General features: G+C 60.5%; 19 protein-coding genes and 1 pseudogene. All 20 read left to right on the top strand.

Annotated elements, in window-relative coordinates; genetic code table 11:
- Positions 1-53: 53 nt before the first annotated feature.
- Entirely contained in the window at positions 54-1,463 is a 1,410-nt protein-coding gene (locus GOEFS_RS22675; RefSeq protein WP_007319865.1) for a conjugal transfer protein, read from the top strand.
- A gap of 60 nt (positions 1,464-1,523) precedes the next feature.
- On the top strand, positions 1,524-1,922 hold the full coding sequence (locus GOEFS_RS20450; protein WP_007319864.1) for a hypothetical protein: 399 nt from the start codon (positions 1,524-1,526) through the stop codon (positions 1,920-1,922).
- An 8-nt stretch (positions 1,923-1,930) separates the two neighbouring features.
- Positions 1,931-2,413 (top strand): hypothetical protein, encoded by a 483-nt coding sequence (locus GOEFS_RS20445; protein ID WP_007319863.1) that lies wholly within the window; start codon positions 1,931-1,933, stop codon positions 2,411-2,413.
- Positions 2,413-4,974 carry an ATP-binding protein gene (locus GOEFS_RS20440; RefSeq protein ID WP_007319862.1) on the top strand — a complete coding sequence of 854 codons (2,562 nt, stop codon included), beginning with the start codon at positions 2,413-2,415 and terminating at the stop codon, positions 4,972-4,974. The genes GOEFS_RS20445 and GOEFS_RS20440 overlap by 1 nt, the downstream gene beginning before the upstream one ends.
- Positions 4,971-7,169: a hypothetical protein gene (locus tag GOEFS_RS20435; protein WP_007319861.1), complete on the top strand. Its 2,199-nt coding sequence runs from the start codon at positions 4,971-4,973 to the stop codon at positions 7,167-7,169. Before GOEFS_RS20440 ends, GOEFS_RS20435 begins: the two co-directional genes overlap by 4 nt.
- A 9-nt stretch (positions 7,170-7,178) precedes the next feature.
- Positions 7,179-8,381 carry a C40 family peptidase gene (locus GOEFS_RS20430; RefSeq protein WP_007319860.1) on the top strand — a complete coding sequence of 401 codons (1,203 nt, stop codon included), beginning with the start codon at positions 7,179-7,181 and terminating at the stop codon, positions 8,379-8,381.
- An 18-nt stretch (positions 8,382-8,399) separates the two neighbouring features.
- On the top strand, positions 8,400-9,080 hold the full coding sequence (locus tag GOEFS_RS22670; RefSeq protein WP_007319859.1) for a hypothetical protein: 681 nt from the start codon (positions 8,400-8,402) through the stop codon (positions 9,078-9,080).
- A gap of 29 nt (positions 9,081-9,109) precedes the next feature.
- Positions 9,110-10,447, top strand: a complete 1,338-nt coding sequence (locus GOEFS_RS22665; protein WP_007319858.1) for a hypothetical protein — start codon at positions 9,110-9,112, stop codon at positions 10,445-10,447.
- A gap of 176 nt (positions 10,448-10,623) precedes the next feature.
- Complete coding sequence (locus tag GOEFS_RS20415; RefSeq protein WP_007319857.1) at positions 10,624-12,738, top strand: cutinase family protein; 2,115 nt, start codon at positions 10,624-10,626, stop codon at positions 12,736-12,738.
- 17 nt (positions 12,739-12,755) lie between these two features.
- Positions 12,756-12,971 carry a hypothetical protein gene (locus GOEFS_RS20410; protein WP_040525777.1) on the top strand — a complete coding sequence of 72 codons (216 nt, stop codon included), beginning with the start codon at positions 12,756-12,758 and terminating at the stop codon, positions 12,969-12,971.
- 105 nt (positions 12,972-13,076) lie between these two features.
- Positions 13,077-13,343 carry a hypothetical protein gene (locus GOEFS_RS20405; protein ID WP_007319856.1) on the top strand — a complete coding sequence of 89 codons (267 nt, stop codon included), beginning with the start codon at positions 13,077-13,079 and terminating at the stop codon, positions 13,341-13,343.
- Between the two features lie 143 nt (positions 13,344-13,486).
- Positions 13,487-13,660 carry a hypothetical protein gene (locus tag GOEFS_RS23535; RefSeq protein ID WP_007319855.1) on the top strand — a complete coding sequence of 58 codons (174 nt, stop codon included), beginning with the start codon at positions 13,487-13,489 and terminating at the stop codon, positions 13,658-13,660.
- A gap of 29 nt (positions 13,661-13,689) precedes the next feature.
- Positions 13,690-14,055: a hypothetical protein gene (locus tag GOEFS_RS23310; protein WP_007319854.1), complete on the top strand. Its 366-nt coding sequence runs from the start codon at positions 13,690-13,692 to the stop codon at positions 14,053-14,055.
- 16 nt (positions 14,056-14,071) lie between these two features.
- The gene (locus GOEFS_RS20400) at positions 14,072-14,686 is read left to right on the top strand and encodes a hypothetical protein (RefSeq protein ID WP_007319853.1); all 615 of its coding nucleotides are present in this window, start codon (positions 14,072-14,074) and stop codon (positions 14,684-14,686) included.
- 133 nt (positions 14,687-14,819) lie between these two features.
- Positions 14,820-15,365, top strand: a complete 546-nt coding sequence (locus tag GOEFS_RS23305; protein WP_138918087.1) for a hypothetical protein — start codon at positions 14,820-14,822, stop codon at positions 15,363-15,365.
- Positions 15,366-15,445: 80 nt separating this feature from the next.
- The gene (locus GOEFS_RS22660) at positions 15,446-15,916 is read left to right on the top strand and encodes a hypothetical protein (protein WP_007319850.1); all 471 of its coding nucleotides are present in this window, start codon (positions 15,446-15,448) and stop codon (positions 15,914-15,916) included.
- Positions 15,913-16,650, top strand: coding sequence for an HNH endonuclease family protein (locus GOEFS_RS20380; protein ID WP_007319849.1), 738 nt, complete (start codon positions 15,913-15,915; stop codon positions 16,648-16,650). Before GOEFS_RS22660 ends, GOEFS_RS20380 begins: the two co-directional genes overlap by 4 nt.
- A 249-nt stretch (positions 16,651-16,899) precedes the next feature.
- The gene (locus tag GOEFS_RS20375) at positions 16,900-17,430 is read left to right on the top strand and encodes a hypothetical protein (protein ID WP_007319848.1); all 531 of its coding nucleotides are present in this window, start codon (positions 16,900-16,902) and stop codon (positions 17,428-17,430) included.
- Entirely contained in the window at positions 17,427-17,837 is a 411-nt protein-coding gene (locus GOEFS_RS20370; protein WP_007319847.1) for a hypothetical protein, read from the top strand. The genes GOEFS_RS20375 and GOEFS_RS20370 overlap by 4 nt, the downstream gene beginning before the upstream one ends.
- Positions 17,827-18,360 (top strand): annotated as a pseudogene (locus tag GOEFS_RS20365) (RAMP superfamily CRISPR-associated protein); the annotation flags it as partial. The gene GOEFS_RS20370 and the pseudogene GOEFS_RS20365, both read left to right, overlap by 11 nt.

The following is an 18,360-nucleotide window of genomic DNA, read 5'->3' as shown; positions in this document are numbered from 1 at the left end:
TAAGTTAAGCTCCACGGTTATACGATCATTCACGCTAAATTCGAGGAGTGCTTGTGACGACAACCGACGAACGGTTGGGCAAGTTGTTCGCAGCGCCGAGTCCTGCCCCCACAGGCCGCGACGTCGCATCTGATAACCGCGACGATGACGGCGCAAAGGTCGATCACCCCGACGAATCCCCCTTAACCCGAATCTGGGCGAAACTCAACACCCCACTCAACCGCCGGCAGCGCAGTGAGAGTGCCTCCGCCGACCCCTCCGATCCCAACCCCGACACGATTGACACCACCGAATTTCTTGAACGGGCTAAGGGGCCCGCAAGTCAAATCTGGATCACCCGGACAGTCTTCGCCGTTGTCGCTGTTTGCCTTATCAGCGGACCCCTAGCACTGGTGCTCGGCGGAGGTAGCAACACAAGCATCCCGCCCAAGCCCGTGATCGCTCCCGCTCAAATGAACACCCAAGCTTCCGGTGCCGCGGCCGACCTGGCTAGCGAACTGGTTTCGACTTGGCTGACTGCGCACCGCGGCAGCGAGGAAATACTGTCGCACTACGTCGATGTGGGCTCTGATGTGACGTTGCCTGACACCACCTTGTACAGCGTTTCCGACATCAGGTCAGTGGTCTCCCCGCCGCAAACGGGTAGCACGGTCTACTCGGTCAAAGTGTCGGCATCAGTCTCACCGTTGGCCTCATCTGGTGCCGCAGTCCGCCGCTACTACCTCGTACCTGTCGCCGTCATTGGTGGCAACGTGCGCGCTTTGAGTTTGCCCTCCCCAGCCCCGTCGCCGTCAACCAATGTGAAAGTCGGTCTCGACTACGACAATGACGCCGCGACCAGCGCGCCCATCGTGCAGGCAGCATCAGGCTTCCTTACCGCGATGCTGACCGGCTCAGGTGACGTCACACGATTTACCAGTCCAGGTGCTCACCTTGCCGCCATCACCCCGGCCCCGTTCACCAAGATCGACTTAGCCCTGGCCCGTGCCGACCAACCCGTCATCCCTGACGCCTCAGCAGTCCCGGTCGATGGACAACGAATCCGGCTACTGATCACAGTGACCGCCCACCCCGCTGGCGCATCAACTGATGTCACCGATGGGTTGCCGATGACCTACGCCCTGACAATGACGGCCCGCGCCGGACGGTGGGAAGTCACCTCTGTTGACCCCGCGCCCGCCGCGAACATCACTACAGGTGATGCGTCGAACGCCGACACCGCAGATCCCGCCGCCGCAGATCCCACCACCGCGACTACGTCGACTCAAGATCCCATCGCAACCACCGGTGAGTCCGCCGCACCTTCAGCAACGCCAGCGGAGCCAGAAACAACAGAACCGCCCGCCGACACACCCCCATTGCTGCCGAGCACCAAAGCTCCATCTCCCACACCCGAGACGACCGTTCCGAAGGCACCGAACCTCACCCAGCCAGGTGGCACTGACCTCGGACCCGCGAACTGATCCCCGCTGCGCACAGGTCAGAACCCCCTCGAAGAATTCAAAGACACAAAGGAGAAACCGATGAGCAATCTGCAACTAATTTTGGCCGACGACTCACTTTTCGGCACCGGAAACCATCTGATCCAACAATCGGTCACATTGCTGACCTCAGCTGGTTCGGCGCTCGGGATGTACTTCGTCATCAAACACCTCATCGAGAGTTTCACCGTCGTGAGACTGGTCATGGCGTTGCTCCTGGCTGGCCTCATGATCTACGGAATCACCAACCTTTCGACATTTTCGTCAAAGTGGGACAAAACGGTGAACAGTAGTGCACCAGTCTCACCTGGGTACGTGGTCAACCCGACAGGTGCGACACAGGTGTCTTCTGGCGCTCGATACAACCCCGGTGACGTGCTAGCTATCCCAGATGTCGCCGGTCGTCGCATCACCGTCACGACCGTCCGCTTGGCTGCCTGAGCGCCCCCATGGCACGCAAAACAGCCCCGGCTGACGAACTCGAAGACGACGTCGAGGTCATCCGCAATTTCACCGCCAGCCGCAAATTCCCCCAACTCATCGGCAAAACGCCAGATGGTAAGCGGATCATCGGTGGTCCGTACACCCTGCCTCAACTCATTGGGGCCGGTTCGGTTGGCGGTGTGCTGTACCTGATTCGCGACTGGTGGACAGGTTTAGGACTTGTCGGATCAGTGTTCGTCGTGGCGTTCACCGTTGGTGGCACCGTCGTCGCTCTTGGTCGACTCCGCCCAGGCGGTCGAAGCCCGTTTTCCCTGCTCGCAGGTCTGGGAAAAGCCGCGAGTGCTGCACCGACTGCCTCCATCGACGGGCGCTCCCGAAACCGCCGACTGCGCGCCAAACCACGCGTCATCTACGCCAGTGGATACATCGTGACCAGCCCACCACCACCCGCGCCACCGCGCGCAACGTCACTGAGGAAGGTCGCCTGATGCGCCAACCCACGATCGCTTTGACCAACAACCTTCGGTTCACCCGGCAGGGCACCGTATGGGCCGACTTCCTACTCACTGGACTGAACTACCGGTATCACTCCTTGCGCGACAAGGAGACCGTGCGCCGCGCACACACCATGCTGGCCCGGGCCTTGCCTGGTCAGGGGCTTTTACTGGGCTTGACCGCCGATGAGACACCCGAAACGATCGTGCAGCGCATGACCGCAGACATCGACCTAGATCTGCACCCCGACTGGGTCACCGAATGCGCCGCCACACTAGACACGGTCGGAGCTTTCCGCCCTGGTCGCCGTGTCTACTGGCTGTCCGTTCCCCTGAACAGTGGAAGTTTCAAAGAAAAGTTGATCACTGCTGGCCGCGCACTACATCTGTCGGCCTCAGAAATGCTGGGCCTTCCGCACAGTCAAATACCCGATGAGGAACTTCTACGTCGCGCCGATCAGGCCCGCCGTATCGCCAACCATTTGCCCGCGATGTTTGAGCCGGTCCCGACCACACCAGCTCAAGCGGTCTGGTTGTGGAACCACATGCTGCGCCGGGGACTGGTCATGGACCCCGACCTGCCACCTGCTGAAATGATTGTCGACGACGTCGCCTACCCGCTCGACACAGCGAAATCGGGTGGAGCTCTTGCAGCTGCCCGCATCGATGATGGTGCCCAAGCCGACCGGCCCAGTGGTCGCAGTGCACTGCCTAGTTTTTCCACCCTGGTCAAAGTTGATACGCCGTGGGAGCGAGGCGAACCGCCAGCGTCCTACCAAGTTCTTTCCGTAGTAGCAGACACTCCAGCCGGCGGAACCAGATTTCCAGGCAGTGAATTTTTCACCATCGCCGACCAGGCCGCAGTCAACGGAGTACCAGTCGACGTCGACTTTGCCTTGCAGATCGTGACACGTGCTGGCACAGAAGTGCTGCGTAAAAATCAACGCTCACTCCGCAATCTGAACGAACAGTACAACCAGCGCGAAGGGGAACTGTCGACCGGACAGTCCATCCTCGACGTCGCCGCAGAAGCCTTGTCGGAGTACAGCACCCTGCTCGAATCTGACAAGAATGAAATCGAAGTTGCCTGGACGGCGATCTTCGCGACGTCGGGGCCAGATGCGCAAACCGCAGTGGAATCGGCCGAAGCTCTCGCTACAGAATTCGAGGCCCGCGACTTCCGCATCGCCTCCCCATTGGGCTATCAAGAAGACCTGTGGTGGTCGATGGTCCCAGGTGCCGAACCCAAGCCGATCGTGCGCGAGTTCACCCAAATCACCACCTCAGGCAAGTTCGGAGCCTACGTGCCCATTGTGGGCGCAGCACTTGGTGACACAGTCGGTCCTCTGCTCGCGTTGCACATCACCACTCCCGTGCCGACCGCGGTGCACTATGACATCGCTGGCCTGACCGAACGCGACGTCTCCAACTCCATCGGAATCACCGGTGAACTGGGCGCGGGCAAATCCAAGACATGCAAGATCTGCGCCGGTCATATCGTCGACCGGGGTGGGCAAGTCATCCTCATCGACCAGTCTGCTCGCCGCGAGTACGGCGATATTTGGGCCAGCGCGGTCGAAGGATCGGTGAAGGTCGAAATGATCGACTCTGAATACCTCGTCGACCCACTGGTGTTGTTTCCCGGCCAACAGGGCGCAGATCAAGCCGAAACGATCTTGCGTGCCCTTATGCAACTCGACCAGCGCGACCCGCGCCTACTGGACCTGTCCGAAGCGCTCTCGGTGAACTACCGAAGGGACCAAAACTACGACGGTATGGCTGGTTTGCTCCGACATTTGCTATCAGCTGATTGCAAACTTCAGTATGGGCAGGAAATCGGAAAACGCCTGGAACAGCATGCTCGCCGCCGATACGCCAAAGCGCTCTTCGGTGAAGGACTCAAACCACTTCCGCTCGATGCGCCGGCCATTGTGTTCTGCACCGCAGACGTATCACTTCCCACCGCCAACCAGATTGACAACGCCCATTTGTATGAGCGGCTGCCTCCTGAGAAGCAGTACGGGCACGTCATCTACACCCACATCGCAAAACTTGGACAAGGCATCTGTTACGCCGACCCATCGAAAATGACCGGCTTTATCTTCGACGAGGCAGCGCACCTGCTCACCGCCGCAGACGGATACGAAACCATCATTGACATCGTCAAACGCGGGCGAAAAGAAAAGGCCGGCGTGATCCTCGGCGACCAAGACTGCGAATTTGGTGGAGCTGAACTGCGTGGTCTTCTCAAAACCCGCATTGCGCACAGACACACTGATGACCATCTGGCTCGCAAAGCCCTCGACTGGATCGGCTTGGACTCCACCGACATTGATCTCGTCGAGGAATACACCAAGCACACCGCTCCCATTGAAGGTGCCAACAAGTACGTCAAACCCGAGCGGCGCGGAGAAGGATACATGCGCGATGCCACCGGCAAAATTGGTCGTATCAAGGTCCTAGAGCCAGCAGCAGAGGCTCGTCGCAACGCCACCAACACCACCACCCCCGGTCGTCATTCAGCATCGACGCCGGCGATAGCAGGGCACCCATGACCTCGGCAACAGCGATGATGACCTGGGGAACTCGGCTACGGTGGCCCCGCCCGATCGCCGCTGCGGCCACATGGGTCTGGGCTCACAAGTGGGCGCGTAGAGCGTTCCTCTTCCTCTCGATTTGGCATCTAGTCGGGGCGCTGATGATGGTCCTATCGGCCAGAGCCTCAGCCGATGACCAGTCCGCCGGAGCAGCTGCCGGTGCTGTCAGTCATGTTCTGGGATGGATGGGAATCAAAGACTCCCACGGCATCAACGCGGCCGACTACTACCTGTCGATCAACCAAGGCAGCGCCGCCCACCCCATCAAGGCGATTTGGGCATGGGTAACGACCTTGGAATACGAGGCATATCGCGGCGTAATGATGATCTCCATCTGGTTCATCCGAGTCGCATTATCTTTTTCCTGGCTCAAACTGTTCGTTGAACCGTTCTCTGACATCGGCGACGCCGTCACGCAATTGACCGGCGAGATCAATATCAAACCCCTGATGTTTTCCCTCGCAGGATTTGCCATCGCGATCTGGATTTTCCGGGGCCGATACTCCACCGCCGTCTACGAGCTGCTGATGTCGTTGGCTATCGCTGGCGCAGCAGTAGGACTGCTTGCGCACCCCGTCACTACTATCGCTGGCGACCACGGCTGGATTGACAAAAGTCGTTGCACCGCACTAGAAGTCGCCACCGGAATCGCGAACAAAGGGAACACCGAATCAGACAGTTGCTCACGCGGCACCGACTCGCCGCAGGTCACCAAACTGACGATGAACCTCACCGACACGTTCCTGCGCAAACCCACGCAACTGGTCAACTTCGGCGAAGTTCTCGACGAACGCAAAGACGGCGGTGCCTGCGCGAAAGCCTACGACAGCGCCTACCACCAGACCACCAAAAAGTCCGTAACCCAAAAAGTGAAAGACGCGATCCCCGGCCCTGTCTCAGCCATCATCCCCGGCGATGACCCCACCTCCGCACTTCGCAACGCAGTAGCCAAGTGCCCCAACGGATCTGGGCTGAAAGCATACGCCGAAAACAGTGGCCCCGAACCGGCCGTGGCAACGAGCTTGCTGGGGCCAGCTGCCGGCCTCATCTTGCTCTTCGCGATCATCCTGGCCGGACGGGTGATGCTGGCCGCAGTCTGGGCCATCTGGAACGCGGTGAAACTGATCCCCGGCACCATCTTGGGTATCGCGCCGATGATGCGCGGTCAACTATTCCGAACACTGGCCGACACGGCGATGGCGATATTGCAAATGTGCTTCGCGATCGTCTACATCGCCGCCTACACCATGGTCATCAGCAACATCTTCGACCAACCCGGCAACGTACTCATTGCCACCTGCCTGGTCGTCGACATCGCCATCGTGATCGGCATCGTCATGTTCTGGCGCGGCATGAAAAGCATGCGCCGATTCTCCGATCGTCTGGCCTCCATCATGGCGACTCGCCCCTCGGCCGCGCCCATCACCGTGCGGCCCAGCAAAGCGCCTTCGGCCCAAGACGTCGTCGCTCGCGCCCAAGCCGCGCGCGGCGCATACCGTACCGCCAAAAAGACCGGAACGATGGCCGTCAAAGCCGGAAAAATTGTCGGTGCCGCAGCTAGCGGTGGTACCAGCGCTGTAGCAGGACTAGGCGTGGAGGCAGCAAAAGCTGCCGCTCGCAATATGCCGAATATGGCAGTCGTTGCGGCCAAAAGTGGCGGTATGGGTCTAGGCGGCGACTCTGAAAAACAAACCCGCCGCAAAGGCGAGGGAGGGGCATCAGGTGCAGCATCACCCTCAACCCCCACCCCGACACCGACCGGACCTAACAACAGTGCTGGCGCGGTCCCCACAGCCAACCGCAAACACCCAGCTCTGCGAGCGGCAGAAAGCGCGGCGCAGTTACGTGGGGCATTGGCGACTCCTCGCAACAGCACAAACCAACAGATCGTCGGGACATCTGAACGCACGCCACCGGTAGCCAAGACCCGAGAACGCTCTGCCTCCCATGTTGAGGTTGCAGCTCCATCACACGAGAGTCGCGCCGCATCGGTCGCTAGAGTCCGCGAACTTGCCCACAGAGATAACGCTGGCGGTGATTCACGGTGGGTCATCCCGGCGCCGGTTAACGAGAGGCGACAGCCCACCGCCGCCGCAGTTGCTGCCTCCGCAGCCCGCGCCGCGCCACGGCCGAAACCCGTCACGGTCCGGTAGGCCATCGCCATGACGTTGGCACCACCGCCCACCCGCCCGACGCCCAGCGCCCCGGACACCGGCACTGGCACTGGCGACGGAGACGGAAACGGGCGCAAGTGGATTGCAGGGATCGTCGCTCTGCTGACCTCGATCGCCGCAGTGCTGGTTATGGTGCCAGCACTGCTGGTGGTAGCCATGAGCGGCGGCGACAGCGCAGGTTGTCAAACCACGCAGGTCGCCGATATCAGCGTCGGATCGGCCATTGCTGGACTTAACCCTAAGCAAACGCAGATCGCGGCGACCATCGTCGCTCGCGCGACAGCGCGAAAGTTGCCGGTGTCGGCGGCGATCGCCGGTGTTGCCACCGGTCAGGACGAATCGGGCCTACGCAACCTAGCCAACCCGAACGTGCCAGCGTCCATGAATTTGCCCAACGATGGTGTGGGACAAGACCATAACTCAGTCGGCGTCTTCCAGCAGCAACCTGATCAGGGGTGGGGAACACCTGCGCAATTGATGGACCCAGGGACCGCGGCGGACAAATTCTTTGACGCGTTAGTCGCCGTGCCTGGTTGGCAATCGCTGGCGCCAGCCGAGGCGATCACCAAGGTGCAACGCAACAGTGCGGGCGCGTCGGTCTATGTACCGTTCATAGCGCCAGCGACAAAGATTGTTGCTGCGCTGCTGAACGACCCAAACATCGCCGATCTCGCCGCCTCGGTGCCCGGTGCTGGCAATTGCGGCAGCTCCTCGACGCCAGGGGCAGCGATCGACCCTGCCAACATTCCTGGCTTCGTCAAGGGTGGCCCGGTTGGACCCAATATCGTTGCTGCTGCTGCATCGCAGATGGGCATCCGCTACTCGTGGGGCGGCGGCGACCTGCACGGCCCCACAAACGGCATCCACGACCCGGTGGGCGATCAGTATGGCGATTACAACCACCCAGGCTGGGACTGCTCGGGCTTGGCCCGCTACGCAGTCTTCGTGGCCACCGGCAAAGTGATCGCCAGAGTGTCCCAAGCGCAATCAACCGGAGGGATGGCCGTCCCCAACCAGGCCGCAGCCCAACCCGGAGATCTCGTCTTCTTCGGCGGCGAAGGCAGCGCCCACCATGTCGGCATTTACATGGGCGGCGGCAAAATGGTCAACGCGCCAGAGTCCGGCAAGAAAGTCAGCATCGCCGATATCAGTGGCTTCGACAAGCCAATTACCTTCCGCCGATACACCTGAAAGTCGAGATCCCTCACCATGACCACACCCACCCCCACTCCGCGCCGCCGGCAGTTGCGGCTGGCCATTCGCGGAGCAGCGCTCGCATTGGCGATCGTGGTCGTGATCGGAGCGCTACTGGGCGTGCGCGCGGCGATGTCTCAGCGTGCAGCGCAGCCCGCCGACACAACGACCACATCTACTGTCGCCACGTCAGACCTAGATCCCGGCGGAGACGTCGACATTGCCGCACCCACCACCTCGTCAACGGCGGCACGCCCCACCCCACTTCGTGCCTTCGCCGCCCCATTCGACAAGGTCAACCCCCGCAACCCGATCGAGGTCATGCGTGCGGCGTTGGTCACGATCTTCTCCTACCAACCGGGAAAAGATGCCTCGCAACTCGACGCGGCCACTCGCACCCTGCCTCTACTGTCCCCGCCGCGCGTCGATGTCGGGTTCGCCTCGTTGGCTCCGATCACTGGTACCCAGTGGCGTCAATGGAGTGCCGATCACAGTCGCGTTGACGCCTCCGCGCAAGTGCCGACCAAAGGAGACAACCCCGATGGAGCCACAGCGATCTCGCGCATGGCTTTGGTAACCCAACGAGTCGTCACGGGTCGGCATATGCGCCAATTGCCGATGCTCGCCGTAGCCATCACTGCACGCAAAGGGGCCGATAACGCATGGCGTGTCACTACACTTCAAATTCAACAATGAAATTGCCCAAAAGAAAGGTGTGAGCACTGATGAGCGAAACCGACCTGCACTGCGACTGGTGCACCGCCTACCCGAACAGTCTGCCCGCCAGTACTGTCGAGACCGCCGCTAAGTGGGGAGTGACCGTCCGCGACTGCTGCAATACCGCGGTAGTCGACTACCTACTGTGCGCCGATCACTGGTCACTTTTGCGCGATCAACAATTTCCCAGCAACTGCCCCTCGTGCAACGCTCCCGCAGTGACCCTTGACGACATTGTCGTTACCGTGATGCCCCTAGGGACCTACGACCTCGACGATCTTGAACCGGCCTGCTCCGGCCAACTTTTGACCTATTCGCCAGGAGCGCTACCGGCGGCAATCCGCCTTCCCTGCCTGCCGGCGACCGCTGACAGTAAGACCCACACCGAGACTGCCGCATCCGAGCAACTGACTCTGGCTGGGCAACCAGCGGTCGCGATGAAATCTGTTGCTGAGACGGTGGTGCCTGACGGCGACTACATGATGATCGCTGAAACCCATTGGATCGATGCTCGTCAAACTTTGATCTGGCAGCGTGATCACAACGACTATCAGGTTCCGCTCGATGAACTGACAGACCAACTGCGTCGCGCTCGTGCCGCCAACGATCACGTGGCGGCTCATCAGATCGCGGTAGTGCGATCGGAGTTGCAATACGAGCGCTCCGAATTCACCCGCCACGCCTTTGAAGATCTCAAACATGATCAGCATGCGTTCGCATTGTGGCGTCAGACATCCGATGGGCAGTACTTCATTGAGTGGACACAACGGGCGTACACGGTGATGTCATTTATCGCGACCGTCACCGAAAAATGGGAATCGGGGTGGCGCGCCGCGCTGGCAACCATTCCAGTTGCTGAGCGAGAGGCCCATCGAACCAAGCAATGGGTCGTTCGTCCTCGTAGACATCACCTGATGCGGCATCTGCTGTCGGCGTCGATCGCGGTCACGGCAGTTGCGGCTGTACTTGGCGTGGTGATGGGGCCAGCCTGGTTTCTTGTCGCAGCGTTGGGGGCTGCGACGTGTGGATATGCACTTTTGGCTGGTCGAGACGCGGCGTGGGTGCGTACTAACGCGGCAACTGGTGAGTTCCAACGAGATCAGCGAGTCCAGCGGTTCGGCTTTGATCCGCTCGATGCCCCTGACATGCCCGCGCCGAACTGGTCGACGACCCATCCCGATCCGCTCGGTTATGCAGAAAGTCTGCACAGTGCGGTGCTGGACGGATTCACTACGCACCCGTCGCCGGCGGTGCTACCTGAACCGCACTACCCCGCAGTGTCGCGACCTGAAAGTGTCAGCCTTCCTGAACTAAAGGCGGCATTGGTGTCTATAGTTCAGCGCTAGACATTTCCTGTAGGCGAGTAATCATCTAGGCGCGCACCAACTTCGGTCGGTGCGCGTCTTTTCGTTGCATTCCGAATGTTCGTATAGTCGTGTAGTCTGACTGCATTGTATAACCGCATTGCATGGAGGTATTGGTGATCGGAACGCGGGCGACACTAACAAGAGCGCGTCAGACTATGACCGCTCGGCGGTGGATCGCTGCGGCGTCAGTGGTCCTAGTCGCGCTGCTCGCAGTGGCGGTATCGAGCAGTGTGAGTACCTCCTCGGCGGCAGGGGACTGCACACCGGTCGTGCAGATCGCAGTACCGGGCACATGGGAGACCAACACGACGGCAAATCCCAACGTGCCTGTCGGCATGCTCAAATCGGTCACTGACTCGATAGCTAAGAAGTTTGGGTCATCAATCCGCACCATCTACCTGCCCTACCCGGCAGACGCTTTCAAGAAGATCCCATATCTGACAAGCAAATCGGCAGGTACAAGCCGACTCAATGCCGAACTGAGTGCCATTAGTCGTTCCTGCCCTGACACTGCGGTGGTAATCCTCGGCTATTCGCAAGGTGCCGATATTGGTGGAGACACAGCCTCGACCATCGGCACCTCCAACGCCCCGATCGGGGCAAACAAGGTCCTGGCGGTAGGACTGCTGGCAGATCCCGGCCGCGGAACCTCTGGTGAGATCACCGTGGGACCAAATCCCGGCGGCTCTGGCATCGTCGGTCCCCGACCAAAGGGAATGGGCTCGCTGTCTGGCCGGGTAGCGACCATCTGCGCTCCCAAAACAGCTAAAGCGGGCAGCGCTGACCTGTACTGCGGCATCAGTAGCTCCAAAGATCCGTTCCTGACTGGTCTGGGCACCATCTTGGGCAAATCCGGCCCGACAACGACCACCACGGGCGAAACGACCACGACCGGTGACACAACCACCCCCAACCTGACGGCCCCGACCACCGACCTCGCAGCACCAACTACAACGACCGGCCCCACCGCGACGACACCGAACCAAGGGCAGACCCCGACCCAAGGCACCGAATCCACAGGATCTCCCACGGGCGCCGACTCCCTGGCCAGCTCGCTGACCTCAAATCTCAACGGTGAAGATCTGACGAAGCTAGGTGACACTGCCAGCAAATTAACCGGCAACGCGCAGTCGTCCACGGTCGACGTCGGCGGTCTGGCACAAACAGCGACCTCGTTGCTGAGCGTCCTGACCCCACTCGCCTCCATTGCACAATCAGCCGCGTCCGATCCATCGCTCACCAACAAGCTGACCAAATCTCCCTCCGGCACACCAGAAAATGCCGCTGGGCAGGTCCTGTCAGCTGCGGGAAAAGTCGATCTCAACCAGGTCGTGTCGATGGCTGGTCAACTAGCCCAAACCGCCAACGGTCTCTCCGGGCAAAAAGTGTCGACGACCTCGCAACAAGGCCAGCAACTCACGTCCACAGCCAACGCACTCAAGACGCAGATCAGTCCACTGACCTCAACACCGACAGACACCCTGTCAACAGCTAGTTCGGTCCTCTCGGTATTACAACCGCAAGTAATCGTCGATCAGGTACTCAACGTCGCCACCAACATGGGCGCGATGGTCTCCAACCTCCCCGCAATCCTGGCCGACCTTCAAAAACTCCCGCAGGCGATTGCCGCATTGAACGTCGATGAAGTGCACCGCCTCGCCGGCGACCTCAACAACAAGTTTTCGCCGCTGGTCAAACTGGCTGCTGCCGTTGACTACAAGGCAGCCAGTCAAGTCGTCGGCCTGATCCCAGACCCGCAGGGCTACACCCAGATCGCCGCAATGGTGCTCTCAGTGCTTAGCAACGTCGACATCATTCGCCTGGCCAATGACATCGGGCAAGCGCAAGAAATCGCCTGGAATGCCCTAAAAAACCCCGCAGCACTCACCGGGCTACTACCCATCGGCCTCGACCTCGCCACAGTCGCCGCCGGCATGTTCTCGGGCACCGCGAGCAAGACCGACCCCAGCCTGCTGGGCAACACCAGCAACTCGGCGCTCAGCGGCCAAACGAGCACCCTGGTCAATCAGGCGCAAAACCAGAACCTCTCAGGGTTGGTGTCGAGCCTGACCGGACTTGCCGGATCGCAAGGTGCACAAGACCTCACCAAGCTGATCGGACAGGGCCTCGACGCTGCCAGCTTCTACGCCAGCGGCACTCACACCAACTACGCCTCCCTAGTCGTCGACCAACACGGACGCACAGCCCTGACATGGCTCGCCGACTGGATATCCCGCTCAGTCACCTCCTACCTCCAACAACGCACGTAGCCCCGAAAGTCACGCTCATGTCCGCAACGCACCGCCCACGAACGCCACTACCAATTCCGTTGGGCCGCTTCAAAACCAGCACAGCGCTACTGATCATTGCGGTACTCATCGCGGGCGCATCGGCATCACTGATCATCACAAACCTCGAAGACCACACCGCACACGCCGTATGGCACTCGATCCAGCGCGTCATTGATCTCAGCACCATCGGCGGCACCCAGCCTTCCCGATAGCCATCCAGGGCTTTCGAGAGTCAGAAAATAGGAGAACACCATATGTCTGCCCCGCGACCCACCAGTAAGTCCCGAACAAGTATCCGCCGCCGCAAAGGAGCCGTCATGCTTGCAGGCGGAATCGCCGCCGCAGGTATGAGCCTGTTCGCTGCTCCCGCCGCCCAGGCCGCTCCCACCCAGGCCCAGATCATCAACCTGCCAGCCCAGAATGGGCACCGCGCCTTCGGAATTGGCCCCTTTCCCAGTTCCCAAGCATGTCAGCCCACCGCCAACCGACTCACGAACAGCGGAGCCCGCAACTTCGGCGGAGTATTCGGCAACTGCGTCCCAATCAACGGATCGTGGTACGCCGTCAGCCCCTGGTACGCCTGAGCCTCTAAGTAAGTGAGTAGCGCAGGGCGCGCTCGTCCGTGCCGATCGTGCCCTGCCTACTTCAAAACAGTTGCACCGCAACAAAAACGGCCCCGACATCTAAACCAGAGACATGCAAATCGCGGAGGGAGATTTTAAGAATCATGCCTGCAACCCCGGAATCGGCGCTCGCGGAAATTCTCAACCTCGGACTAGACGACGAAGTAGACCTGGTCAGCCTCGCCGCCGATCTCACCGATATTGACCTGAACGACCCGGCCAACGACGAGCGCATCCTCATTGCTGCCGAACCGTACATCTATTACCGCCAACTCTGAAACCCCAAGAACCGTAAAGGAATAACACCATGAAGCGAGCACTCTCCACCGGAATTGTCACCACAGGACTGCTAACCGGCATCGCCGCTGCCGCACTGATCTCCGCTGGCGCCGCCACTGCTGCTCCCCACCACCCCACGCCGCGACCGGGTGCAGTGCAACAGTTCGGCCCATTCCCCACTCCCCAGGCATGTGCAACCAGCCTCGAAATCACCAAGGGCCTCTACACGCTGCCACCGGTCCGGGAGGCGAAAGGTTGGCGTGAAGGTGCCCAGTTCAGCGGCTGTGACCACGCTCAAAGTGGGTGGGCATTTAGCCTGACCGCACCGCAGGTGTTGCCGCGGACCTGGCAGCCCGCAGACCCCGCCGCGCCGACTCCTACGTTGCCCCGATAGCAAAGGCACAGTTCCGATGAAGGCGTTCATCGTCATAGACGACACGAAAACCGCTCTCGAAGTGGATATTTCAACCACCAATCCCGAAGAGACCTTGCGGGCACTGGTCAACGCACCACTCGACATCACACCCCTGGGTGCGCACCTCATTCTGTGGTCGGCGTATCGCCCGCTCATCCATCCTGAGGCTCGAACAAATCTCCTGGCCAATGAAATGGTCACGCGCGCTGGCGGATTCGCCGAAGCACGCGTGTGCGGGACGGCAATCATCACCGCGCACACCGACGATGGCCTGATCGCGCCGCTGAGTTCTGCGCAGATCTCGGAACTGACAGACCTTGCTGAACAGATCATCTCCACTCACCAAACCGATACGCCCAGTGGGAATTCGGCAGTGCGCGAACTTCTCGCCGACCCCCGCCTTAAGCACCTCTACGACTCAGTGCGTGGTGTCTCGCTGTCCTACCTGTCATCACCAGCGGCGCTGTACATGTGCAGGATGATCGCACCAAAGCGGGGCATCGACGCCAACCCCCGCGACATGGTTGCCGCCCTCATTGAACTGGCCTCACACGACCCTCAGCGCCCCGAACCCCAAACGCTGACACCAGCAGCGCTAAGCGGCGTCTGAACCCCTTCCGGATATTCGACGAAAGGAGAGTTTGCGATGACCACAATCACCCGAGACGCCGCGCTGTCAGCGCAATTCGACACTGACACTTACCATTTCCACCCCGGCGCGGCTATTAAGTGGGGCAGCGATCGTGGTCGCCACCGATGCGATGAATGCGGTGCCCTGCAATACGAAACCGCTGGACACCACCAAGTCAAGCCAGCTCGCCACCGCCGAAGCAATGGTGCCACCACCTTGCTGCTGTGCGAACTGCACGCCGAAGCCTGGAAAAGCAGGGACGCCGGCATGCGCGGAAATTAATAACGCGAGACCAGCGCACTGGCCTCGCCCGCATCACTTAAAAGGAGAAATTATGAACAACCCGCGACCCACCACCTACCACTGCCCTGGCACCCGCTTCGTCATTCCCGTCACCGACCCCGATGGCAGCCCTATAGACAGCCGCTACATCGGTCAGCAAGGCACGATCAAATGCCACGTCTCGACTGTGACAGTGGCAGTCGACCTGATCGAAGAGATCTACGAAGTGGCCTACGACAAACCAGATTCCGAACTCCACCCACTCCTGTCACACCGGTGGATGCGAATCGCATCTAACCCACCCGATGAAGATGGCGTCATCGGTGAACTCGGCAAAGGGAAAGGCTTCACTCTCAAAACAACGACACCCGCCTGACCTAAGAAGCCAAGCCCGATACGCTGCTTGAACAACAGATCTACTGACCAATGATGCTGAAACCCAAGGAGATACCTCAGATGAGAACACGACCGGCACTTGCCGCAGTAGGAGCACTACTCGCCATCGTGATGGGCGGCATCCTCGGTGCCGGCACCAGCATGGCCCGCCCCTCAGAAGCCCCACGGGTGGCCGTGTACGGCGACATCATCTGGACTGCGGGCGGCAATCATGCCAACTGTCGAGGTGGGATCAAAGTCAGTCTCAAAACTGATCCCGCCCATCGCGGCGTCGTTTATGCCACCTACACCCCACTGCGTTTCACCGGCGATGGCCCCAACTGGAAACGCCGACCTGTGTGCACCACACGCGTGTGGTCCAACTGGGGTATCCAGGTGCCCGGACACAACTGGTCGCCCCTGATCGTCACGGGACCGCGCGGCGGAAAACCCGTGCACAAGACACTGTTCACCGGCTCAGGCGTGCAGGCTATGGGCTTTGGCACCGCTGGCGCGCACCACAGCATCGCCGACTACCTACTCGTTCCATGACACGGCGTACCGCGCTGCTCATTCCGGTGCTGCTAGTTCTGGGGCTCCTCACTGCCGCCTGCGCCACACTGCACGCCGATGGTGGCGCGCCCACGGCCAACCACCTCATCAGCACCCCCAAAAGCTCTACATCGCTCTCAGCGCGCCCGATCCTCACCTCAACGCAAACGTTCCGGGGATTGACCGTCATCGACCGTCTACCCGAGATCCCCGGGTATGAGCGCTCCTGCAAGAAAGGTAAGAAATGCGTGTTCGGGCCAGCCTGGACCGACGACACCGACGCGCCTCTATCAAAAAATGGCTGCGATACCCGCAATGATCTGATCCGATCTCAACTCGTCAACGTGGTAACTACTGCCCGAAGTCACGGATGCAAAGTCATCGCCGGAACACTGCACGACCCCTACACCGGCAAAACAATTCCACTCGCCAAAACCGCATCGGGCAGCACTATCGAAGTCGACCACGTCATAGCGCTCGAACGGATCTGGAATCTAGGGGCCGATCAATGGACTGCCCGCCAACGCGCGACGGTAGCCAACGACCCCAAAAATTTGATCGCCACCGACGCATCGCTCAATAGCTCGAAAGGCTCAAAAGGTCTGGGGGAGTGGCTTCCTCCGAACGTAGGATTCGTCTGCGAATACACCCACCGCTACCTTGCTGTCGCCGCTGCCTATAAGCTGCCCATCACCTCGGCCGACCGCGACGCAGTGATATCTCATCACTGCTAACACGCACGACCCTCGATGCAAGGATGGTTAGCGCACATCGATAGAGTGAAAGGCACTTCGCACATATCAGGTAAGCGTGCGCTATCGCGTTTACAGCCCGGCGGGGAGAACCGACATGGTTCCCCCGCCGGGTTTCCTGCATACGCAGCCTGGATTGCAGCTGGAAGGCCTTACCCCGCAGGCACTTTCACTCACACTCGACCATGCGCGTGCTGCGCGGCCGACACCGAGACACTGCCGGCCGCGCGAGTGGTGTCCAACCGATTCACCGACGGCGATACCTGGTTCTTTGGAGGCGATCGACTGTGCGCGGCATGCGCGTGGTGCTACATCACGCACGAGTTGCGCCGTGAGGTCTACACCATCACTGACACTCCGCCCTCCCGCGTCGTACAAACCCGCCACCAACTAGGTGCGCAGCTGGTCGGGCCGCTGACGTCAGAGTGTGCCGTCGTCATTCCTGTGCGCGGGCGCCGGCACATTCTCCCGACTGCGCAATGGCAGCACGTCAGCACAGACGACACCCAGATCCGTTGGGGCGAGCACGAAGCACACCTGTTGGCCATACTGCGACGACTGCGTACGCTGCCCGCCGTACGCGCCCGCGCCCTCAACGACCCCGTCCCGCCGATCGAGGTAGTTCGCGCTCACCAACCCGCTACCTGGACACAGATTCTGGCCGACTGGTCGGCCCTGGAAGAATGGCGCCGCATTCCTGGCAGCTGGTGGGATGCGATGATCGCCTTAAGTACTCCGCCCACCGAAACGAGCACGAAATGACGACGCAGACCGACCGCTGGCGAGCGTCGATCCCAGAACTGCCCCCGCTGACCACCGATGCAGCTCGCACCGCGGAATCGCTGCTACTGCTGCTGCACTACAGCATCGACTGGGATTCCTGGCTGGCCGAACGGCGAAAACGATACTGGGATGAACTGTTACCCAGTCATATTCGTGCAGCCACCTACCGCGCGGTGGACTCCCTGCCCACCTGGTGGTCTCTGCTACACCAAGCACTGCCAATGACATTCGCAGACCAAACCCGCCGACTAGAGATCGCCACCCTATTGGCCGAACCAGGCGGACCCGTATTGGCGATACTGCGCGACCAACTCCCAGCGCTGTTGCTCCGCGTCCGCATCATCGCTGATGCCCACCGAACCCAGGACAAGACCGTTGACCAGTGAATTAATCAGTGCTGTATGGGATTTCGACATCACCGCAGTCTCTGCAATCGTGCACCGCGACGACGCCCGCCTCAACAGCTCGACTCTAACCCTGTTTCGTCGAGAGAAAATCCTGACGCCAACTGGTGAGGTTGTCCTGGTGCCGATCATTTCCGGTAACGCCTGGCGAGGCATCCTGCGTCGCATGGGAGAAGACCTACTCGCCCCAGTACTCGACTACGCTGGCCAACTGTCACCAGCAGCGGCGCACCTGCTGCGCAACGGCGGATTCCTCCGCAAGCCCACCACCGAAATGACCGGCGAAGACGAGCGGGAACTCAAAGCCACCCTCCCCCTCATTGGACTATTCGGAGGCTCCGCCAACGGACGCGTGATGAGCGGAAAACTGTTGGTATCTAAGGTCATCCCCGTTTGTGCGGACACATTGCATATCTTGCCCACCGCCCCGCCAACCGGCCAACCGGTTCCACCGACAACGACGGCGATTCTCGGGCAAGAATCATTCAGCCACGCCACCGACACC

It is taken from the genome of Gordonia effusa NBRC 100432 (genome assembly GCF_000241305.1).
Taxonomy (GTDB): Bacteria; Actinomycetota; Actinomycetes; order Mycobacteriales; family Mycobacteriaceae; genus Gordonia; species Gordonia effusa.
Note: the sequence above shows the minus strand (reverse complement) of the source record. Positions and strands in the feature narration are given on the sequence as shown.

Bases quoted from the DNA above. Each gene is read 5' to 3' on its own strand.
- GOEFS_RS20430 (WP_007319860.1), top strand. From the start codon at position 7,179: ATGACGTTGGCACCACCGCCCACCCGCCCGACGCCCAGCGCCCCGGAC.
- GOEFS_RS20370 (WP_007319847.1), top strand. From the start codon at position 17,427: ATGACGACGCAGACCGACCGCTGGCGAGCGTCGATCCCAGAACTGCCC.
- GOEFS_RS22660 (WP_007319850.1), top strand. From the start codon at position 15,446: ATGAGAACACGACCGGCACTTGCCGCAGTAGGAGCACTACTCGCCATC.
- GOEFS_RS20410 (WP_040525777.1), top strand. From the start codon at position 12,756: ATGTCCGCAACGCACCGCCCACGAACGCCACTACCAATTCCGTTGGGC.
- GOEFS_RS20445 (WP_007319863.1), top strand. From the start codon at position 1,931: ATGGCACGCAAAACAGCCCCGGCTGACGAACTCGAAGACGACGTCGAG.
- GOEFS_RS20450 (WP_007319864.1), top strand. From the start codon at position 1,524: ATGAGCAATCTGCAACTAATTTTGGCCGACGACTCACTTTTCGGCACC.
- GOEFS_RS20435 (WP_007319861.1), top strand. From the start codon at position 4,971: ATGACCTCGGCAACAGCGATGATGACCTGGGGAACTCGGCTACGGTGG.
- GOEFS_RS23310 (WP_007319854.1), top strand. From the start codon at position 13,690: ATGAAGCGAGCACTCTCCACCGGAATTGTCACCACAGGACTGCTAACC.
- GOEFS_RS20440 (WP_007319862.1), top strand. From the start codon at position 2,413: ATGCGCCAACCCACGATCGCTTTGACCAACAACCTTCGGTTCACCCGG.
- GOEFS_RS20415 (WP_007319857.1), top strand. From the start codon at position 10,624: ATGACCGCTCGGCGGTGGATCGCTGCGGCGTCAGTGGTCCTAGTCGCG.
- GOEFS_RS22665 (WP_007319858.1), top strand. From the start codon at position 9,110: ATGAGCGAAACCGACCTGCACTGCGACTGGTGCACCGCCTACCCGAAC.
- GOEFS_RS23535 (WP_007319855.1), top strand. From the start codon at position 13,487: ATGCCTGCAACCCCGGAATCGGCGCTCGCGGAAATTCTCAACCTCGGA.
- GOEFS_RS22670 (WP_007319859.1), top strand. From the start codon at position 8,400: ATGACCACACCCACCCCCACTCCGCGCCGCCGGCAGTTGCGGCTGGCC.
- GOEFS_RS20380 (WP_007319849.1), top strand. From the start codon at position 15,913: ATGACACGGCGTACCGCGCTGCTCATTCCGGTGCTGCTAGTTCTGGGG.
- GOEFS_RS20405 (WP_007319856.1), top strand. From the start codon at position 13,077: ATGCTTGCAGGCGGAATCGCCGCCGCAGGTATGAGCCTGTTCGCTGCT.
- GOEFS_RS20400 (WP_007319853.1), top strand. From the start codon at position 14,072: ATGAAGGCGTTCATCGTCATAGACGACACGAAAACCGCTCTCGAAGTG.